Below are 16973 nucleotides of genomic sequence, written 5' to 3'. Positions count from 1 at the left end.
CGCTGCTGCGAGCCCTGTCTATTCGCTGAGGAACTTCAAACATGCCAACCGATTCCCGCATTTCCGAGGGCTTGCCGTTTCCGCTCGGTGCGACCTGGGACGGCCGAGGCGTCAACTTTGCGCTGTTTTCCGCGCATGCAACGAAGGTCGAATTGTGTCTGTTCGACGAGAAAGGCGAGAAGGAACTCGAGCGCATCGAGTTGCCCGAGTACACCGATGAAGTGTGGCACGTGCACATGGCGGGTCTGAAACCGGGCACCGTATACGGCTATCGCGTGCATGGTCCGTATGAACCCGAGGCGGGTCATCGCTTCAATCCGAACAAGCTGCTGCTCGATCCGTATGCGAAGGCGCATGTGGGATCGTTGCGCTGGGACCCGTCGCTGTTCGGCTACACGCTAGAGAAGGAAGACGATCTCACGTTCGACGAACGCGACAGTGCCGCTTTCATGCCGAAGTGTCAGGTGGTCGATCAGACTTTCAACTGGACGCATCCCACACGCATCCGCGTGCCATGGGATCGCACGATCGTCTACGAGACGCACGTGCGCGGTTATACGAAGCTGCATCCCGACGTGCCCGAAGAAATGCGCGGCACTTTTGATGGCCTCGCGCAAAAGGCGGTGATCGATCATATCCGCCGTATCGGCGTGACGACGATCGAACTGCTGCCCGTGCATTCGTTCGTCAATGATCAGACGCTGCTCGACAAGGGTCTGACGAACTACTGGGGGTACAACACGATTGGCTTCTTTGCCGCCGATCCGCGTTATTTCGCACGCGGCCCCGGTGCGATCGACGAGTTCAAGGAAATGATCGACCGGCTGCACGATGCCGGTCTCGAACTGATACTCGACGTCGTGTACAACCACACGGCGGAAGGCAATGAGCGTGGCCCGACGCTGTCGTTTCGCGGCATCGACAACGCGTCGTACTATCGCCTGATGCCCGACGAGCCGCGCTATTACATCAACGACACGGGCACGGGCAACACGCTGAACCTGTCGCATCCGCGCGTGCTGCAGATGGTCACGGACAGCCTGCGTTACTGGGTGACGGAGATGAACGTCGACGGCTTCCGCTTCGATCTCGCAACCATTCTTGGACGCGAGCCGTACGGCTTCGACGAAGGTGGCGGCTTTCTCGACAGTTGCCGGCAGGACCCCATCATTTCCAGCGTGAAGCTGATCGCGGAGCCGTGGGATTGCGGGCCGGGCGGTTATCAGGTGGGCGGCTTTCCGCCGGGCTGGGCCGAATGGAACGACCGCTTCCGCGACACTGTGCGCTCCTTCTGGAAAGGCGATGAAGCCTCAGCCGCCGATCTCGCGACGCGCCTCACGGCATCGGGCGACTTCTTCAACCGGCGCGGCAGACGGCCATGGGCGAGCGTCAATTTCATCACCGCGCACGACGGCTTCACGCTGAACGATCTCGTGTCGTACAACGAGCGTCACAACGAGGCAAACGGCGAAGACAACAACGACGGCCATAGCGATAACCGCTCGTGGAATTGCGACGTCGAAGGACCGACCGACGATGCCGACGTCATCGCGTTGCGCGAACGCCAGAAGCGCAATCTGCTCGCGACGCTGCTGTTTTCGCAAGGTACGCCGATGGTTCTCGCCGGCGACGAATTCGGCCGCACGCAGAAGGGCAACAACAACGCGTATTGCCAGGACAACGAGATCAGTTGGGTCGACTGGAAGGGCATCGACGACAACGGCCGCGCGCTGTCGGAGTTCGTACGGAAGCTGACAACGTTAAGACACGCGCTGCCTGTCTTGCGACGCAACCGCTTTCTCACGGGCGAAATGCGCGAGGACATCGGCGTGAAGGACGTGAAGTGGCTGAGTCCGGCGGGCGTCGAACTGAATGACGAGCAATGGGCCGATACCGCGATGCGCTGCTTCGGCCTCGTGATCGATGGACGCGCACAGGCGAGCGGCATCCGCCGTCCGGCTTCGGATGCGACGCTGCTGCTCGTCGTGAATGCGTATCACGATGTCGTCGATTTCACGCTGCCCGAGATTCCCGGCAGCGATCAATGGAGTTGCATGATCGACACGAATGCGCCCGAGCGTGACGAGTTGCCCGAGTTCGAATCGGGCGATGTGTATCAGGTGACGGGGCGTTCGATGTTGCTGTTCGCGCTGCACGCGAAGGGCGAGACGAAGCGGATCTTTCAACGGCTTGAAGAGCGTCTGACGGAGTGAGCTGGATGATGTTGAAGGCGTAGTGGCGGACCTGAGAGGAAGTAGCAGCAGTAAAAAGAACAACGGGCCTCTTCTGATGAAGAGGCCCGTTTCCATTTGGGTCGCAGTGCGTGCCTGTTCGCTATGCGCTACGCGCCACGGTCTCCTGCGATGCCGCAGCGCTGTCCCAGGCGACGTGCGCGCTCGCTGTGCCCGTCGCATTCGCGCGGCGCTGCGCCGAATTGGCCGCGACGCGTTCGACATCGACGCGCGGTTGCGTCGGACGTGCATCCGTCAATGCGCTATACAACTTGAGGTACGCCTGCACCGGCTTGCGCCAGCTGAAGTCGCACTGCATCGCGTTGCGCTGCAACGAGTGCCACGACGAAGGCCGCATGAAGGCATCGAGTGCGCGTTGCACGGCGGACGCGATGTCTTCGGCCGTTTCGCCGTCGAACAGAAAACCCGTTGCACCGTCTTCGGGCCGGCCGAGTTCGGGCGAACGCTCCGGCGTGTAGTCGACGATCGTATCGCGCAGTCCGCCGACCCGCGACGCGACGGGAATCGTGCCGTAACGCAGCGCATACAACTGCGTGAGACCGCACGGCTCGAAGCGGCTAGCATGCAGCAGCAGATCGGCGCCGGCATGCAGCATGTGTGCGCGCTGCTCGTCATAACCGATATGCACGCCGACACGCTGCGGCCAGGAAGCCGCGAGATCGCGCATTGCGGTTTCCAGATACGCGTCGCCCTTGCCGAGAATCGCCACCTGAAGCCGCGGATGACGCGCGAGCATCACGGGCAGCGCTTCGGCGACGACGTCGGCGAGTTTCTGCGACGTCAGGCGGCTGCCGATCGCAATGACTGGCGCGAACGGATCGACGGTCAGGCCGAAGGTCTGCTGCAGTTCGCGCTTGCAGGTCTGCTTGCCGCGCACGTCGTCGGCGGAATAGGCGCGCGCGATCAGCGGATCGGTAGCGGGATTCCACGTGTCGATGTCGATGCCGTTGGTGATGCCCGACAGCTTGTTCGCGGATGCCTGCAGCACACCTTCCATCAGATGCCCGAAATGCGGCGTGAGGATTTCGCGCGCGTAGTTTTCGCTGACCGTCACGACCTGATGCGCGTGGACGATGCCCGCCTTCATCATGCTCAGCGCACCGTAGAACTCGATGCTGCGCGCGTCCGTCAGCGCGGGCGCGAGCAGTTCAGGCGGCACGCCCATCCAGCTGCCGAGCGCGAGCGGATAGTTGCCCTGGAACGCGAGGTTGTGGACGGTGAACACGCTCTTCGCCGCGACGCCCGCGACCTTCATCAACAGCGGCGTGAGGCCCGTGTGCCAGTCGTGCGCATGGACGATGTCGGGCTTCTGCACGCCGCGCACGCCGCGTGCGATGCGCGTGGCCGCGGCCGACAGCGACGCGAAGCGGATCGCGTTGTCGAGATAGTCGCGGCCCTGTTCGTCCTGATAGAGATTGTCCCGCTTGAACAGATGATCCATTTGCAGCAGCAGAACGGGCACGCCCGTGTCGGGCATGTGCGCGCGCAACAGGCGCGCGTCGCCGCCCGGCAATCCGCTGATACGGCAAATGGGCGTCACGCCGACAGCGCGCTCCAGCGCCGAAGGGTACGCAGGCAACAGAATGGTCGAATCGACGCCAGCATCGCGCAACGCGGCGGCGTACGCACTCACCATATCGCCCAAACCGCCGGACTTCGCCAGCGGCATCGCCTCGGAGGCGACGAGAAGGACGTTCAGCGTCAAGGTTATGACTCCCGGTGAAAGAGTAGATCGAGAAAGACGCTTGAAAAGCCGCCGCAAATGGCTGGCGCGATCCGTGAAGTGGATCGTGTCGGCGAGAGGCGAGGGACGGACGGCTTCGATGAACAGCAAGCGGTGTGCCAAATGCACGCGTTACCGCCAGGCCGCTGTGATGCGGCATGCGGTTTTCTTCAGATCTTTACGCTGTGGCTTTGCTGCTGTGCATGAAGCACTGTAGAGGATGAAATGCGTCAACTTGGTGAATGCTTGCACGCCGAATGAGGTCTCGCACGCAAATGTAAAACGCGGCGGGAAAAACAGCGTGTTTTACATGGGCGCTTTCATTCGCACTTTAATTCCGAACATACGTTCGCGATGTCGTTGCGCGTTCAAGCTGTGAGGCGCGGCATGCGCGCCTCACGTTCGACTTCATTAAAGCTTAGATATCGAGCCGCGAAATCTTCGCGCCTTCCAGCGACACGCCCGCCATCAGCCCTGCGTTGGTCAGCACGAATGCCTGAACCGGCTTCGTGGCCGTCGTCGTATCGATGTTGCCGTTCGCGCCAACCTTCACGAGCGCAACGGTCGCATCGCCGCCCACCGACCAGCCCTTGCTGTTGCGGAACTGGTCGAGTGCGTCCTGCGTCATGAACAGGAAGACCACACCCTTCGACTGTGCACCGATCTGCAGGCCGAACGAGCCCGCTGCCGTGCTGTAGTAACCCACCGTTTGCCCGCCGACGCGCAGCGACCCCTGGCCATATTGCCCGCCGATCCAGAAACCCGCCTGCACGACCGACGGGAACACCAGCACGCCACGCGCTTTCGAGACCAGTTCGCGCGAACCGTGAGCGGTCGTATAGAGCCGCGAGAGCGTTTCGTCGACACTCGAATCGATGGCGCGGCGCTTGTCCGCGTTGCTGGCGCTGTTCGTCGAGTGCGAACCCGTCATCGTGCAACCCGAAAGGGCAAGGCCGCCCGCGGCGAGCGCGGCACTGGTGCTGAGTATGAATTTTCTTCTATGCATCATCGTTCTCCTGTCTGTCAACGCGAGGCCCTTCGGCGAGCCCCTCCCTTTGGCGCTTCGCCGTTGCCGCTCATACGGTTGAACCGGGGTTAAACCCTTGAGCGGCAAGGACTGACGATGTGACAGCAGTTCGCGTGCCTGCCCCTCTTTCGGACCTTCTCCACGACACGCAAAGCCACGCGTTCAGTCCTTCACGGTATGAACGGGCTCGCGCGGCGCGGCATCGTATGTACGAATTACACTCGCATCAGGCGTCGTCGGAGGTAGCGCGCTTCAGCAGTTCGAGCAGGCGTTGTGGCGTGAGCGGTTTCGCGCAGTGCGCGTCGAAGCCGGCTTCGCGCGCACGTTCCCGGTCGAGTTGCGACGCGTAGCCCGTACATGCGATCAGCAGCATGTGCGAGGTGGATTGGTTCGCGCGCAAACGGCGCGCGAGTTCGAGTCCGTCGACGCCCGGCATCGCAATGTCGAGCACGACGGCGAACGGTTGCCATTCGGACGCGAGTTCGCAGACGTCTTCGGCGCCATGCATCGCGCGGCATTCAAAGCCGTTCGCGAAGAGCAGCAATTGCAACGCGTCGGCAGCATCGGCGTAATCGTCGACGACCAGCACGCGCCGGTTATCGGTCATGTGCGTGCCGATGGACCGCCATTGCAACTCGTCTTCACTATCGTGCGGGTTTCTGGTTGCCATCGTTGCGGGTCTCCTTGTGGACTGGTCCCAGGCAGTCCCTGTTGTAATACGTGCGTTCCCAAGGCTGCGAGTCCAGCAAGGGGTGGACCCGAAACGGCCAGGCTGGACCCTGACGTGAATACTGTTCTCAATCGCATCGATCGTCGTTAATTAACAATTTATGCGTCTCTCAGGGTTAACCAGCGAAAGGGCGCATCGACAAAGCGGCAATTGGCGCGCTAAAGAATTTGAATAAACGCGACGCTGTTGTTTATCGGGCGACTCGCTGTTTTATTCACGTCACATAAATCGGCATTCGGATTTATATTCTGATCGGCGCCGCCGGTATCCGCGCTTTCCAATAAGACTCGAACACGACTGCAAGCGAGGGACTATGAATACATCGTCTGTGTTGGGACGGCGTGCGCTCGGCATGGTCGGCGGCACGGCGCGTCTCGCGTGCGTCGATGTGCTACGCAAAATGCATGACGCGAATGCCGCGGCCCGAACGTTTCAACCACTGGATATTGCCGTCGAGCGCGCTTTAACCGGCGAGCATCGTGAAGCGGATTTCATTTCTGCCGGTTCCGCAGAACACCAGCTGCGTATTTTCGATGCGATCCGCGAGTTCGAGCGGCGCGGTGTGCCGGCCGTCGCGTTACCGTGCTTCGAGAGTCATCTCTTCATCGAAGAATTGCAGCAGAACACGCATGTTGTAGTCGTCGATATGATCGCCGCGTTGTTCGCGCATATCCGGCAACGCTTTCCGCTTTCGCGTCGGGTTGGCGTGCTGACTTCGCCGGTCTTGTGCGAACGGCGTCTCTTCGAGCGTTATGGCGAGCGCGCGGGTATCGACGTCGTGAGCGTGGGTTTGAAGAACGTCGGCGCGCTGCGTGCCGCATGCGAATCGCTGATCGAACAAGGCGCGGATGTGCTGCTGCCGGGCAGTACGGATAGCTCGCTGTCGCTGCGGCGCATTGGCGAGCTTGCTGTGCCCGTTATCGATTCCTTTTCGGTGTACGCGCAGCGTCTGCTCGATACGCATGCACATAAGGCGTCGCAGCCGATCAAGCTAGGCGTGGTAGGCGGCGTCGGGCCTGCCGCGACTGTCGACTTCATGCACAAGGTCGTGCGCAATACGCCTGCTGTGCGCGATCAGGATCACATCAAGATCATCGTCGAACAGAATCCGCAGATTCCCGACCGCACCGACTGTCTGACGGGGAAGGGCGCGGACCCGACGCTCGCGTTGTACGCGACATGCAAGAAGCTCGAAGACAGCGGCGCCGATTTCATCGCGATTCCCTGCAACACCGCGCATGCGTTCATCGCGCCCATCGAAGCGCGCTTGCGCATTCCTGTCGTCAACATGATGAACGTGACGGCCGATTATCTGCGCGCGACGTTTCCCGCCGTGGATCGCATCGGCGTGCTGGCCACCGACGGCACGATTGCAAGCGGCGTGTATCGCAAGGCACTCGAAGCGCGCGGCATGACGGAGATCTTGCCGCCGCCAGCGATGCAGGCGCGTGTGACGAACGCGATCTACGGCGTATGCGGTGTGAAAGCAGGCTTCACGAATGGCGAATGCGTCGACGACATCATCGCGGCCGTCGAAAGTCTTCTATTCCAGCAAGTTGAAGTGATCCTGCTCGCCTGCACCGAGTTGCCGCTGCTGTTTCCGCAAGCGGCCACGGTGACGCGCAACGGGCGCACCGCGCATCTCGTCGATCCGACGGATGTGCTGGCGAAGCGTTGCGTCGAGTTCGTGCTCGGCAAGCCAATCGATACGGCTGCGCATTGCGAAGAGCCACCGGTCGAATATGCCGCCCTGGCGCAACATAGCGAGAGAAAGGCGGCACTTAATGCCGACATCCTTTTAAGCGCAATTGCACGATGACTTTCGTGTTTCTTTTCGCTTTCTGATGGCTTTCCGTTAAAGGATATTTCAAGGTATTTCTTTTCCTTTGCAAACGTTTCACAATAAGTTCTTCATTCGACTTCAGACTGCGTTTCCAGCGACGGCCAGGCTTCTTTAAGCGAACCGTTATCGATCGATAGATCATGTATGGCGCTGGAATCAGGATGCTCGAATGAACGGACTTCCTCTCTCTTCTTTGCGCGTGAGCGCAGTCGTTGCGCTCGCATCGTTCGCGCTCGCGGCCTGCGGGCCGGACGACGCCGCGACTGTCGGCAACCCGCCGCCGGCAGCGTCGCAGGCCAGTAACGGCGCGCCTTCCGCACTGAGTGCATCCGTTTCGATACCTGCATCGCCGCTGCCTTCACACATGACAGGCAGCACGGCCAACGCGTTCAACACGCAGGCAGCGAACGGCATGAACACGGCCCAAAACGCAAAGGACGACGCTCAGGATGGCGCCGCGATTCTCAGCGCGCAAGCAAGCCTTGCCGCCGATAACCAGCAGGTCGCGCCCGTTCTCCGCTATGCGCCGGGCGACGACGCTCATTGAATCGACGTTCACGCAATAACGAAAGAAACAAAGAACGCGCGTGAATGCGCGCGGTTATTCCGTTGTTAATTCCTTTCCCCCCGAGAAGAAGGCAATAACATCATGACATCCGATAGCCGTCGCCGTTTTCTGAAAACCGCTGCAACGTCCGCAGGCGCCGCCGCCGCTGTGACGATGCTGCCGGAATCGATCCGCAATGCGCTCGCCGTGCCCGCGAATTCGCGTACGGGTTCGATCCGTGACGTCGAACACATTGTCGTGTTCATGCAGGAGAACCGTTCTTTCGATCACTACTTCGGCCATATGCGCGGCGTGCGCGGCTACAACGACCGCTTCCCGATTCCGTTGCCGAACGGCAAGCCCGTCTGGTATCAGCCGTCGAAAGCGGACGCGACCAAGCCCGTCCTGCCGTTTCACCTCGACACGCAGACGACGAGCGCGCAGTGCGTCGGCGATCTGGATCACTCGTGGTACAAGACGCATGGCGCGATCGACGCCGGCCGCTACGATCAGTGGCCCGCGAACAAGACGGACATGACGATGGGCTATCACCTGCGTTCGGACATTCCGTTCCATTACGCACTGGCCGATGCGTTCACCGTTTGCGACGCATACTTCTGCTCGCTGCCGGGACCGACGCACCCGAACCGCTCGTATCTGATGACGGGCACGGTCGATCCCACGGGCACGAAGGGCGGCCCGCTGCTCGACAACAACGATTTCGTCGACGGCGATGTGCCGCCGAAGTATCAGCTGCTGTCGTGGACGACGTATCCGGAACGCCTCGAATCGGCCGGCATTTCGTGGCAGATCTATCAGCAGGGCACGGACGGCTCGGACCCGCTGAACGGCAACTACGGCACGAACATCCTGCAGAACTTCGAGAACTTCATCAACGCGCAGCCGGGTTCGTCGCTGTTCCAGCGCGCGCAGACTGTGCGCACGATCGACGATCTGAAGGCCGACGTGCAAGCCAACCGCTTGCCGCAAGTGTCGTGGCTGTGCCCGCCCGCCGCGTACTCGGAGCACCCGAAGTACACGCCCGCTTATGGCGCGGAATACACGTCGCAGATTCTCGATGCGTTGACGTCGAACCCCGAGATGTGGAGCAAGACCGTGCTCTTCATCATGTACGACGAGAACGACGGTTTCTTCGATCACATCGTGCCGCCGCAACCGGCTACGTCGCGCGCGCAGGGTTTGTCGACGGTGACGACGGACGGCGAGATTCATAACATCGTCAATCCGGCGCGCGGCGGCAGCTATACGGCCGACAACCTGCCGTACGGTCTCGGACCGCGCGTGCCGATGACGATCGTGTCGCCGTGGACGAAGGGCGGCTTCGTGTGCTCGCAGGTGTTCGATCACACGTCGGTGATCCGCTTCATCGAATCGCGCTTCGGCGTGCATGAGCCGAACATCACGGCATGGCGCCGTGCCGTGTGCGGCGATCTCACGACGGCCTTCGACTTCCGCACGCCCGACGCGAAAATGCCGTCGCTGCCGGACACGAGCAACTACAAGAGCATGGCCGACAACCAGTGCGCGACGCAGCCCGCGCCGACCGTGCCCGCCGTGCCGGGTCCGTTCGATCCGCAGGAATCGGGCATCCGTTTCGCGCGCGCGTTGCCGTATGAATTGCATGTGAACGGCAAGGTCGACCAGAAAGCGAATTCGCTGACGATCGAAATCGGCAATACGGGCGATCAGGGCGCGCACTTCTACGTGTACTCGACCAATCGCACGGACGGCCCGTGGCGCTATACGGTCGAAGCGGGCAAGACGCTGAAGGACGTGTTCAACCTGTCGTCGACGAATGGCGTGTATCAGTTCACCGTGTACGGTCCGAATGGTTTCGTGCGCAATTTCGCGGGCAACGCGCAGGGTCAATCGTCGGGCAATCAGGTCAACGCGGCTCAGTCAGGTCACAACCGCAAGCCCGCACTGCCCGAAGTGAAGACGCATTACGACGTGGGCAACGGCAACGTGTATCTGAAGTTCACGAATCATGGCGACAGCCTTGCGCGGCTGTCGGTGGTGGACAACGCGTATGGCGCGCATCCGCGTCCTGTGATCGTGCCGCCGGGCGCATCGATCGAGGAAGCGTGGGTGCTGTCGGCGAGCCATCACTGGTACGACCTGACGGTCAGCGACAACGACGATGCGTCGTTCCAGCGTCGCCTCGCTGGTCACGTTGAAACGGGCAAGACGAGCATCAGCGATCCCGCTGCCGTGACGCCTGTGATGGCGGCATCGTGAAGGGCTGATCGATAAGGGAAGTACCAGCGCAAACTTTGGCCCCGGCATGGTTCACGTGCCGGGGCTTTTTTATAGTTGTGCCGCGAGTACGCCGTCACGTGTAACGACGCGTCCATTGGCGACGACCAGCTTGCGTACGGGCCGCGCTGCAACGGCATGTGCGACGGTTTCCGCATCGACGAGCACGAGGTCCGCGCGTGCGCCCACCTGCAGCCCGTAATCCGCAAATGCGCAGCCGCGCGCGGCTGCATGGCTCACGCAATCGAAGGCCATTGCGATAGCGTCGTCGCGACGCAGGTCGTAGCGCATCGCGATCTGTGCGGCGCGCTCCAGCATGTCGGGCGAGCCGAACGGATTCCACGTATCGCGGATGCCATCGTTGCCGCCGAACAGCGTCACGCCTTTTTCGATGCACGCGGCAAGCGGCGGCACGGGCACGGAAGCGGGCGCTGTGGTGAGCAGTGAGACGTTCAGCAACGCGAGCCGTTCCAGCAGCGGATCGCGTTCGCGCGGTCCCAGCGCGCCGAGACAGAATGCATGGCTGATCACGACGCGCCCCTGCATGCCGAGCGCTTCGACACGATCGAGCAGCAGCTTCATCGTGAACGCGCCGATCTCCGCGGGTTCGTGCAGATGGATATCGATTGGTTTCTGATGGCGAGTCGCGAGATCGAAGGTTGCGTTCAGCGACGCAACGGGATCGCCGTCGATCAACGCGGGGTCGAGCGCGCCGAGCACGTCGGCGCCTGCGTGCAGCGCGTCGTCGAGCAAGCTGACGGTGCCTTCGCGTTTGAGCATCCCCGACTGCGGAAACGCAACGGTCTGCATGTCGAGCACGTCGCGCAACGTGTCGCGCGTTTTCAGCACGCCTTCGAGGTGCTTGAGTCCGGCAACCGTGTCGACATCGACGTGCGTGCGCAAACGCGTCGTGCCCATTTGCAGAAACGCGCGGCTCAGTGCGAGCGAGGCGGCAGCCGCATCGTGTCCGCTCTCCGCGCGAAAGCGCCGCTCGTTTTCGATGCGGTCCGTGAGCTTCGGTCCCACTTCGTTGCGATACCAGCGCATGCCCCACATCGTCTTGTCGAGATGCGTGTGGCCTTCGACGAAACCGGGCAGCAGCAACGCGCCATTGCCGTGTTCGCGCGCAACCTCGTTTTCGACCTGTAAATCAGGGCCGATCGCATCGATACGACCGTCGACGATCGACACGTCCACGCGCGTCCCGTCCGGCATCCGTACATCGGCGATCAACAGCGGTTCTTTCATGCAGACTCCATTTTTCTTGTAGCGTCGATGCGTTTCAATCGGCGGCGCGTCCAGATCGTCCACAGCGTGAGCGAGCCATAGACCAGCCAGCGCAATGCTGTCGATATATGCACAGCCAGTTCCGCATCGCTCAAGGTCGACACCACCCAGTAACGCGCGACATTTTCAGCCGTGAGGCCGATGCCCCAGACCACCGTCATCCGGCGAATCATCGTGACGAGTTCGGGGCGGTCGCGATAGTGAAGCTCGAACTGTTCGAGGCTTTCGTGCGATTCACGCGATGTCGTCGAGCGCGCGAGGTAGTAGACCATCGGCTTGCGCAACAGCAGCGACAACAGAAACGCGACGCCGATCACGCCCGACACCATGGGGTCTTCGAACGCACGCCGGTTCTCGCCGCGATCGATCAGCGCCCACGCGAGCAGCGGCAGAATGCCCGCGAGCACGATCGCGCTCAGCGCGTCGAAGTGCCGCGAGTGATACAGATCCCACATGATCCACGCAACGAGCGGTGCCGCCGATGCCGCGAGCGCGCCCGTCGTGCCCCAATGCGGCAGCGCGAGCCGGTATGCGAGCCACGGCAGCGCGAGATTGACGACCATTGCGGACAGGTATCGGTAGGGAACCTTCATATGCCCTTCGCGGCAGCGCTGCCATTGTCGTGCGTAGTGTCGCACATCGGCTGCGGCGGGCAAATCGCGGCGGTGCTTCTGGCGTCGTCGAATGAAAAACGGCGAGCGCGTAGTAGCGCCCGCCGTTTGCATGTCGCCAGGTATGTTCAGACGAGAGGCAGCGTCGGCTGGTCCAGCGTCGGCTTCATGATCGGCGTGAGCGCGGCGAAGATGCGCTCGCCTTGCTCGTCGTTGATCATGTCGGAGAGCAACGTGCGGAAGCGCGGCTCTTCGACGCCGGAAACAATGTACTGCCAGCGGTACGCGTCGAGCATCGCGGCCTGTACGTCGGCGATTTCAGAGTGCAGCAGCGTGCGCTCCATGTGCTCGCAGAAGTAAGCAGCGTCTTCCTTCGCCTGCATCTGCACCACGCCGTCGACGCCCGCCACCAGCGCGATCAGATCGTCGACAGCGGCATCGCGCTCGCGCTCGCCGAGCTTCGCGTCCTCGCGCATCCATTCGAGTTCATCGATGATCGCGTGCTGCGACTCTTCTTTCCAGTGGTACATAAACACGTCCTTGAAAAGCGGCGAGAGCGTGTCGTCCGCCTCGATGCTCTGACGGTAATGCACCTGCGAAAAGATCTCGATGAAACACGTCAGCGCGAGAATGCCCCACGTCGATTTGCCGAGCACGAACATCGCGATGTCGTCGGCGTCAGGCAGGAAGCGATAACCGGCCGGCATGTCCGCACCCGCAAGCAGTTCGATGCGGCGGAATAGCTCCTGATGCTTCAGTTCTTCGTCGGTGAGCCGCACGACGGCTTCGAGCGCGATCTGATCACCCAGTGCATGATCGCGGCCGAGTTCGAGCATCTTCGCACCGATGAAGCGTTCGACGAGCTTGAACATGTTCGCGTACGTGCGCCCCTGAACCTGCGAATAGAAGCGGCGTTCGGCATCGTTCAAGAACGGCAGGCGGTAGACCTGAGAAAGACCGTCGGGCAGGAACTTCTGTTTGATGTCGAAGGTGCGGCCGCGGATCACGTCGTTGTCGATATCCCAGCGGATCCGCTTGGACACTTCGACGCATTTGGCGTAGCGATGGGAAGGCAGTTGGTACTCTACAGCTTGCATCTCTGAACTCCTGTGAACTTCGTGGCCCCGGCGCTAGAAACTGAAACGGGCTGTGCTTGCGATGAGGCAATGGGGGATGGCAGTGGGGTAGCGCCGAAAAGAAGAACGAGCAGAGACGGCGCCGACTCAAAGCGCTGCGCCGTGACGTATTGCATGCCGAAGCGAAACGCTGATGCACAGTGTGCGTATCGGCACTTGCCAGAACATGAGACGCGAGTCCCGATCCACGCGAAGCGCGCTGCACAAAGTCGGGAAAAGCCGGGACATGTGCCCCGTCTCGAGCGAATGCTCTATATCAGACAGCGTCAGACAGCGGGCGCGTCGAAGCCCGCCTTGCGCGCCATCACGATCGCCTGCGCGCGGCTTTCCACTTCGAGCTTCGCGAAGATGTTGGTGATGTGATTGCGCACGGTCTTCTCCGACAAGCCGAGACGCGCGGCAATCTGCGCGTTGTCGCGGCCGCTCGCGATCAGCTCGACGATCTCGCGTTCGCGTCGAGTAAGCGCTGAAAACACAGGGTCGACGTGCCGTATCGGCGGAAGGAACGCGCGCACTTCATCGCGCCAGCGCTGCCATGCGCTCTCGCATTCGAGCGTCAGATGATTGTCGCTTTCGAGCGGCACGAAGCGCGCATTCGGAATCAGACTGGCAAGCAGGCGGCTTTCTTCGAACGGCACGCGTGCGTCGCGCACCGCGTGCATCACGAGCGTCGGACATTGCACGTGCGGCAGCAGATCGACCACGTCGATGCTGTTGAAAACACGCATGATGCGTGCAGCGTTGTGCGGCGTCGTCGAGATGCGTTCGAGTTCGTTGAACCAGTGATGCTGTTGCGGTGTGCCGCCCGGAATGAACTGCGTCGTGAAGAACTGACGGAACGCGGGATTGTGCTGGCCCCAGCCGATTTCGGCGAGCTTGGCGAGCGTCTCCGCTTCGTCGCGTGCCTGCTCGGTGCGTGAGCGCACCAGCCGTCCGCGCGCGTAGCCGCCGTGCAGGATCAGATGCGAGACGCGCTCCGGAAACGCGACGGCATACGTAATGGCAATCGACGCGCCCTGCGAAATGCCGAGCAGCGCAAAGCGGTCGACTCCGCTTGCATCGATCACGGCGATCAGATCGTGCTTCCACGCATCGAACGAAATGTCGGCGACGTCGTGATCCGACAGCCCGCAGCCGCGCTGATCGTAGCGGATCAACGTGTGTTCGCGGCACAACTCCGCGAGCATGTGGCTCCAGACGGGGCTGGCGAGATCGAACTCGAGATGACTCAGCCAGTTCGCGGCCTTGACGATGGGCGGCCCGCTTCCGTACGTTGCATACGCGATACGCGCGCCGTCGTGCGCGGTGCACAGCCGGATCTGCTGCCTGCACTTCGGGGCGATCGAGGACATGAGCCTCCCCGCAGCAATAGAAGGAAGCGGAACAAAGCGGAACGCGCGCGCGACCTTGCATGCGGCGTCGCACGCGCTTTCATTCAGCTTATCACTGCATGGGCGCTTTGCCGTGAGAAGGTGCAGACAAATCGTGCTTGACGAACGCCTCCGCGCAGAACGTATGAAGCGCGTGATGCATCCGCAGTGAAAGCGGGCTTACGCGTCGACGCCGCGCGGCGTCGGCTCGACAGCAGCTTGCGCCGACCGCGCGCTCGCCGCCTGCATGCACTGGCTGACGAGATCGCTGAAGCCGTTCGCGTTGTGCGTGCCGCTCAATGCGCCGACTTCGTCGACGCGCTCCGATTGTCCGCCAATCCCGACGATAAGATGCGCGCCCGGTGCACGTTCGCGGATACGGCGCAGCAGATTGCGCAGATACGGCGGCGCTTCAGGTGCATCGAGCGTGATCACGCAGACGATCGCCGCGCCATCCGCACCGAGCGCCTCGGCCTGACCGCGTCTGAACTGCGCGTAGTTCGCCGTGACGGGCGCGAAGCCGCGCCGCGTGAGCAATTGCACGGCAATGGCCGTGGTCACTTCGTCGAACGCGCCGCGGCCCGCGACGCACACGACGTGCTGCTGCGCGGCGTCTTCGGGCGACAGGGCGGGGAGTGCGTCGGGCGCGTGCGCGTCGGCCTTGTCCTCGGGCATGCCTTCGACCTGTTCGAGGTTTTCGACGATATCGAGCAGCGTCTCGTTCATGCGCGCCATCTGCTCGGGCGCGAACACGCCGCGCAGCGTGTCGTTGCGCGCAAGCCGCAAGCCTTCGCGCGCGACATCGTCGTAATAGCGGGTCAGCGGCATTTCCCTGAGAAAACGGTCGGCCTGCACGATGGCCTCGTGCGGATCGTCGGCGAGTAAGCGTTGATAGAAGTTTTGCGCGGGCGTGAGCGCGGGCTGATCGCCTAGCAGCACGGTCAGGAACTTCAGGCGCTCGCCGTATCGGCCCAGGGTGACGAGGCACAGCGTAAGCGGCGTCGACAGCACGAGGCCGATGGGCCCCCACAGCCAGCTCCAGAAAATCGCCGCGACGACGACGGCGAGCGGCGACAGCCCCGAACTATGTCCATACAACAGCGGCTCGACGACCTGGCCCGCGACGACGTCGATCGTCACGAACAGCACGATCGTCCACACGGCCATCGTCCATTGCGGCTGGATGGCGGCCGCGAGTATCACGGCGAGCAGCCCCGCGATCCATGTGCCGATGTACGGCACGAAGCGCAGCAGCGCGGTCAGCACGCCGAACAGCAGCGCGCCCGGCACGCCGATGATCGCGAGGCCGATCGCGATCGTCGCGCCCGCGCCGAGGTTCACGCCGAGTTGCGCGACGAAGTAGCGCGACAGACGGCTTGCGGCGTCGTTGATGGCGGTAGTCGTGCGATGCAGGTCGCGCGCGCCGAACAGACGGATCAGGCGGTCGCGCAGGTCCTCACGCTGCAGCAGGATGAAGATTGTCACGACGAGCACGATGAACATCGTTTCGAGCGGGCCGACGACGGGCGAGAAGACGCGCTGCGCGACCTCCAGCGGCGACGGAATCGGCTCGTGCACTTCGACGGGCAACGGCGCGGCGACCGTCGGCTTCTGCGAGCGGCCGGCTTCGTGCGGCGGCGTTTCGCGTTCGGGTGCGACGCGCGCGAGCGCGGCAGCGGCGCGCGACAGCAGCGCATCGGCGCGTCCGACCGTTTTCTCCTGCACGGTCTCGACCTTGCGCTCGATGGCCGCCTGGTACTGCGGCAGCGAACCGGCGAGTTGCGCGACCTGCGCGCCGATCAGCGTGCTGACGGCGAGCAGCGTGACGACGGCGGTGAGCACGGCGACGAAGATCGACGGCAACTGGCCGAAATGCAGACGCCGCAGCAGGCTGACGAGCGGCGCGAGCAGGAAGCTCAGCAGCACCGCGAGCGTGATCGGAATGAGTACTTCGCGCGCGAAGTACAGTCCGCAAACTACAACGACGAACGTGATCACCGACGTCAGGCCGTGCAGTCCCGGTGTCCCCGGCGGGTACACGCGGTTGGGCGAAGGGCGTTGCGGGGTGAGGGGCAGTTTCATGACGTCGTATGCCGCGGTGGGGCGTGCCATCGATAGAAGAGGCAGCCATTGTAAGCAAGACGCAGGCCCAACTGCATGAACGACAGGC

At 62.4% G+C, this 16973-nt stretch carries 12 protein-coding genes; 4 read left to right on the top strand and 8 right to left on the bottom strand.

The annotated features are described in order from the left end of the window. Positions 1 to 41: 41 nt before the first annotated feature. On the top strand, positions 42 to 2213 hold the full coding sequence (gene glgX, locus QEN71_RS10560) for a glycogen debranching protein GlgX (RefSeq protein ID WP_201649095.1): 2172 nt from the start codon (positions 42 to 44) through the stop codon (positions 2211 to 2213). A 121-nt stretch (positions 2214 to 2334) separates the two neighbouring features. On the opposite strand, the gene glgA is transcribed toward glgX, so the two are convergent. The 3 genes from glgA to QEN71_RS10545 form a co-directional block, all read right to left on the bottom strand. Further along, positions 2335 to 3957, bottom strand: coding sequence for a glycogen synthase GlgA (glgA, locus tag QEN71_RS10555; RefSeq protein WP_201649096.1), 1623 nt, complete (start codon positions 3955 to 3957; stop codon positions 2335 to 2337). Between the two features lie 436 nt (positions 3958 to 4393). After that, complete coding sequence (locus QEN71_RS10550) at positions 4394 to 4981, bottom strand: BPSL1445 family SYLF domain-containing lipoprotein (RefSeq protein WP_201649351.1); 588 nt, start codon at positions 4979 to 4981, stop codon at positions 4394 to 4396. 247 nt (positions 4982 to 5228) lie between these two features. Further along, positions 5229 to 5672 carry a response regulator gene (locus QEN71_RS10545; protein WP_201649097.1) on the bottom strand — a complete coding sequence of 148 codons (444 nt, stop codon included), beginning with the start codon at positions 5670 to 5672 and terminating at the stop codon, positions 5229 to 5231. A 373-nt stretch (positions 5673 to 6045) separates the two neighbouring features. Between QEN71_RS10545 and cuyB the strand changes: the two genes are divergently transcribed. From cuyB to QEN71_RS10530, 3 genes are all read left to right on the top strand, one after another. Then, entirely contained in the window at positions 6046 to 7551 is a 1506-nt protein-coding gene (gene cuyB, locus QEN71_RS10540) for a cysteate racemase (RefSeq protein WP_201649098.1), read from the top strand. A gap of 193 nt (positions 7552 to 7744) precedes the next feature. Continuing rightward, entirely contained in the window at positions 7745 to 8122 is a 378-nt protein-coding gene (locus tag QEN71_RS10535) for a hypothetical protein (RefSeq protein ID WP_201649099.1), read from the top strand. A 102-nt stretch (positions 8123 to 8224) separates the two neighbouring features. After that, on the top strand, positions 8225 to 10381 hold the full coding sequence (locus QEN71_RS10530; protein WP_201649100.1) for a phosphocholine-specific phospholipase C: 2157 nt from the start codon (positions 8225 to 8227) through the stop codon (positions 10379 to 10381). Positions 10382 to 10450: 69 nt separating this feature from the next. Here QEN71_RS10530 and QEN71_RS10525 read toward each other — a convergent pair whose 3' ends face one another. The 5 genes from QEN71_RS10525 to QEN71_RS10505 form a co-directional block, all read right to left on the bottom strand. Further along, positions 10451 to 11647: an amidohydrolase family protein gene (locus tag QEN71_RS10525; protein ID WP_201649101.1), complete on the bottom strand. Its 1197-nt coding sequence runs from the start codon at positions 11645 to 11647 to the stop codon at positions 10451 to 10453. Further along, a complete protein-coding gene (locus QEN71_RS10520; RefSeq protein WP_201649102.1) occupies positions 11644 to 12279 on the bottom strand; it encodes a VC0807 family protein in 636 nt (211 codons plus the stop codon). The genes QEN71_RS10525 and QEN71_RS10520 overlap by 4 nt, the downstream gene beginning before the upstream one ends. Before the next feature lie 146 nt (positions 12280 to 12425). Beyond that, entirely contained in the window at positions 12426 to 13394 is a 969-nt protein-coding gene (locus QEN71_RS10515; protein WP_201649103.1) for a hypothetical protein, read from the bottom strand. Between the two features lie 305 nt (positions 13395 to 13699). Continuing rightward, entirely contained in the window at positions 13700 to 14785 is a 1086-nt protein-coding gene (locus QEN71_RS10510; RefSeq protein ID WP_201649104.1) for an alpha/beta fold hydrolase, read from the bottom strand. Positions 14786 to 14983: 198 nt separating this feature from the next. Beyond that, a complete protein-coding gene (locus QEN71_RS10505; RefSeq protein WP_201649105.1) occupies positions 14984 to 16885 on the bottom strand; it encodes an AI-2E family transporter in 1902 nt (633 codons plus the stop codon). Between the last annotated feature and the right edge of the window lie 88 nt (positions 16886 to 16973).

The organism is Paraburkholderia sabiae (genome assembly GCF_030412785.1).
Classification (GTDB): Bacteria; Pseudomonadota; Gammaproteobacteria; order Burkholderiales; family Burkholderiaceae; genus Paraburkholderia; species Paraburkholderia sabiae.
This window is presented reverse-complemented; position numbering and strand designations above follow the sequence as displayed.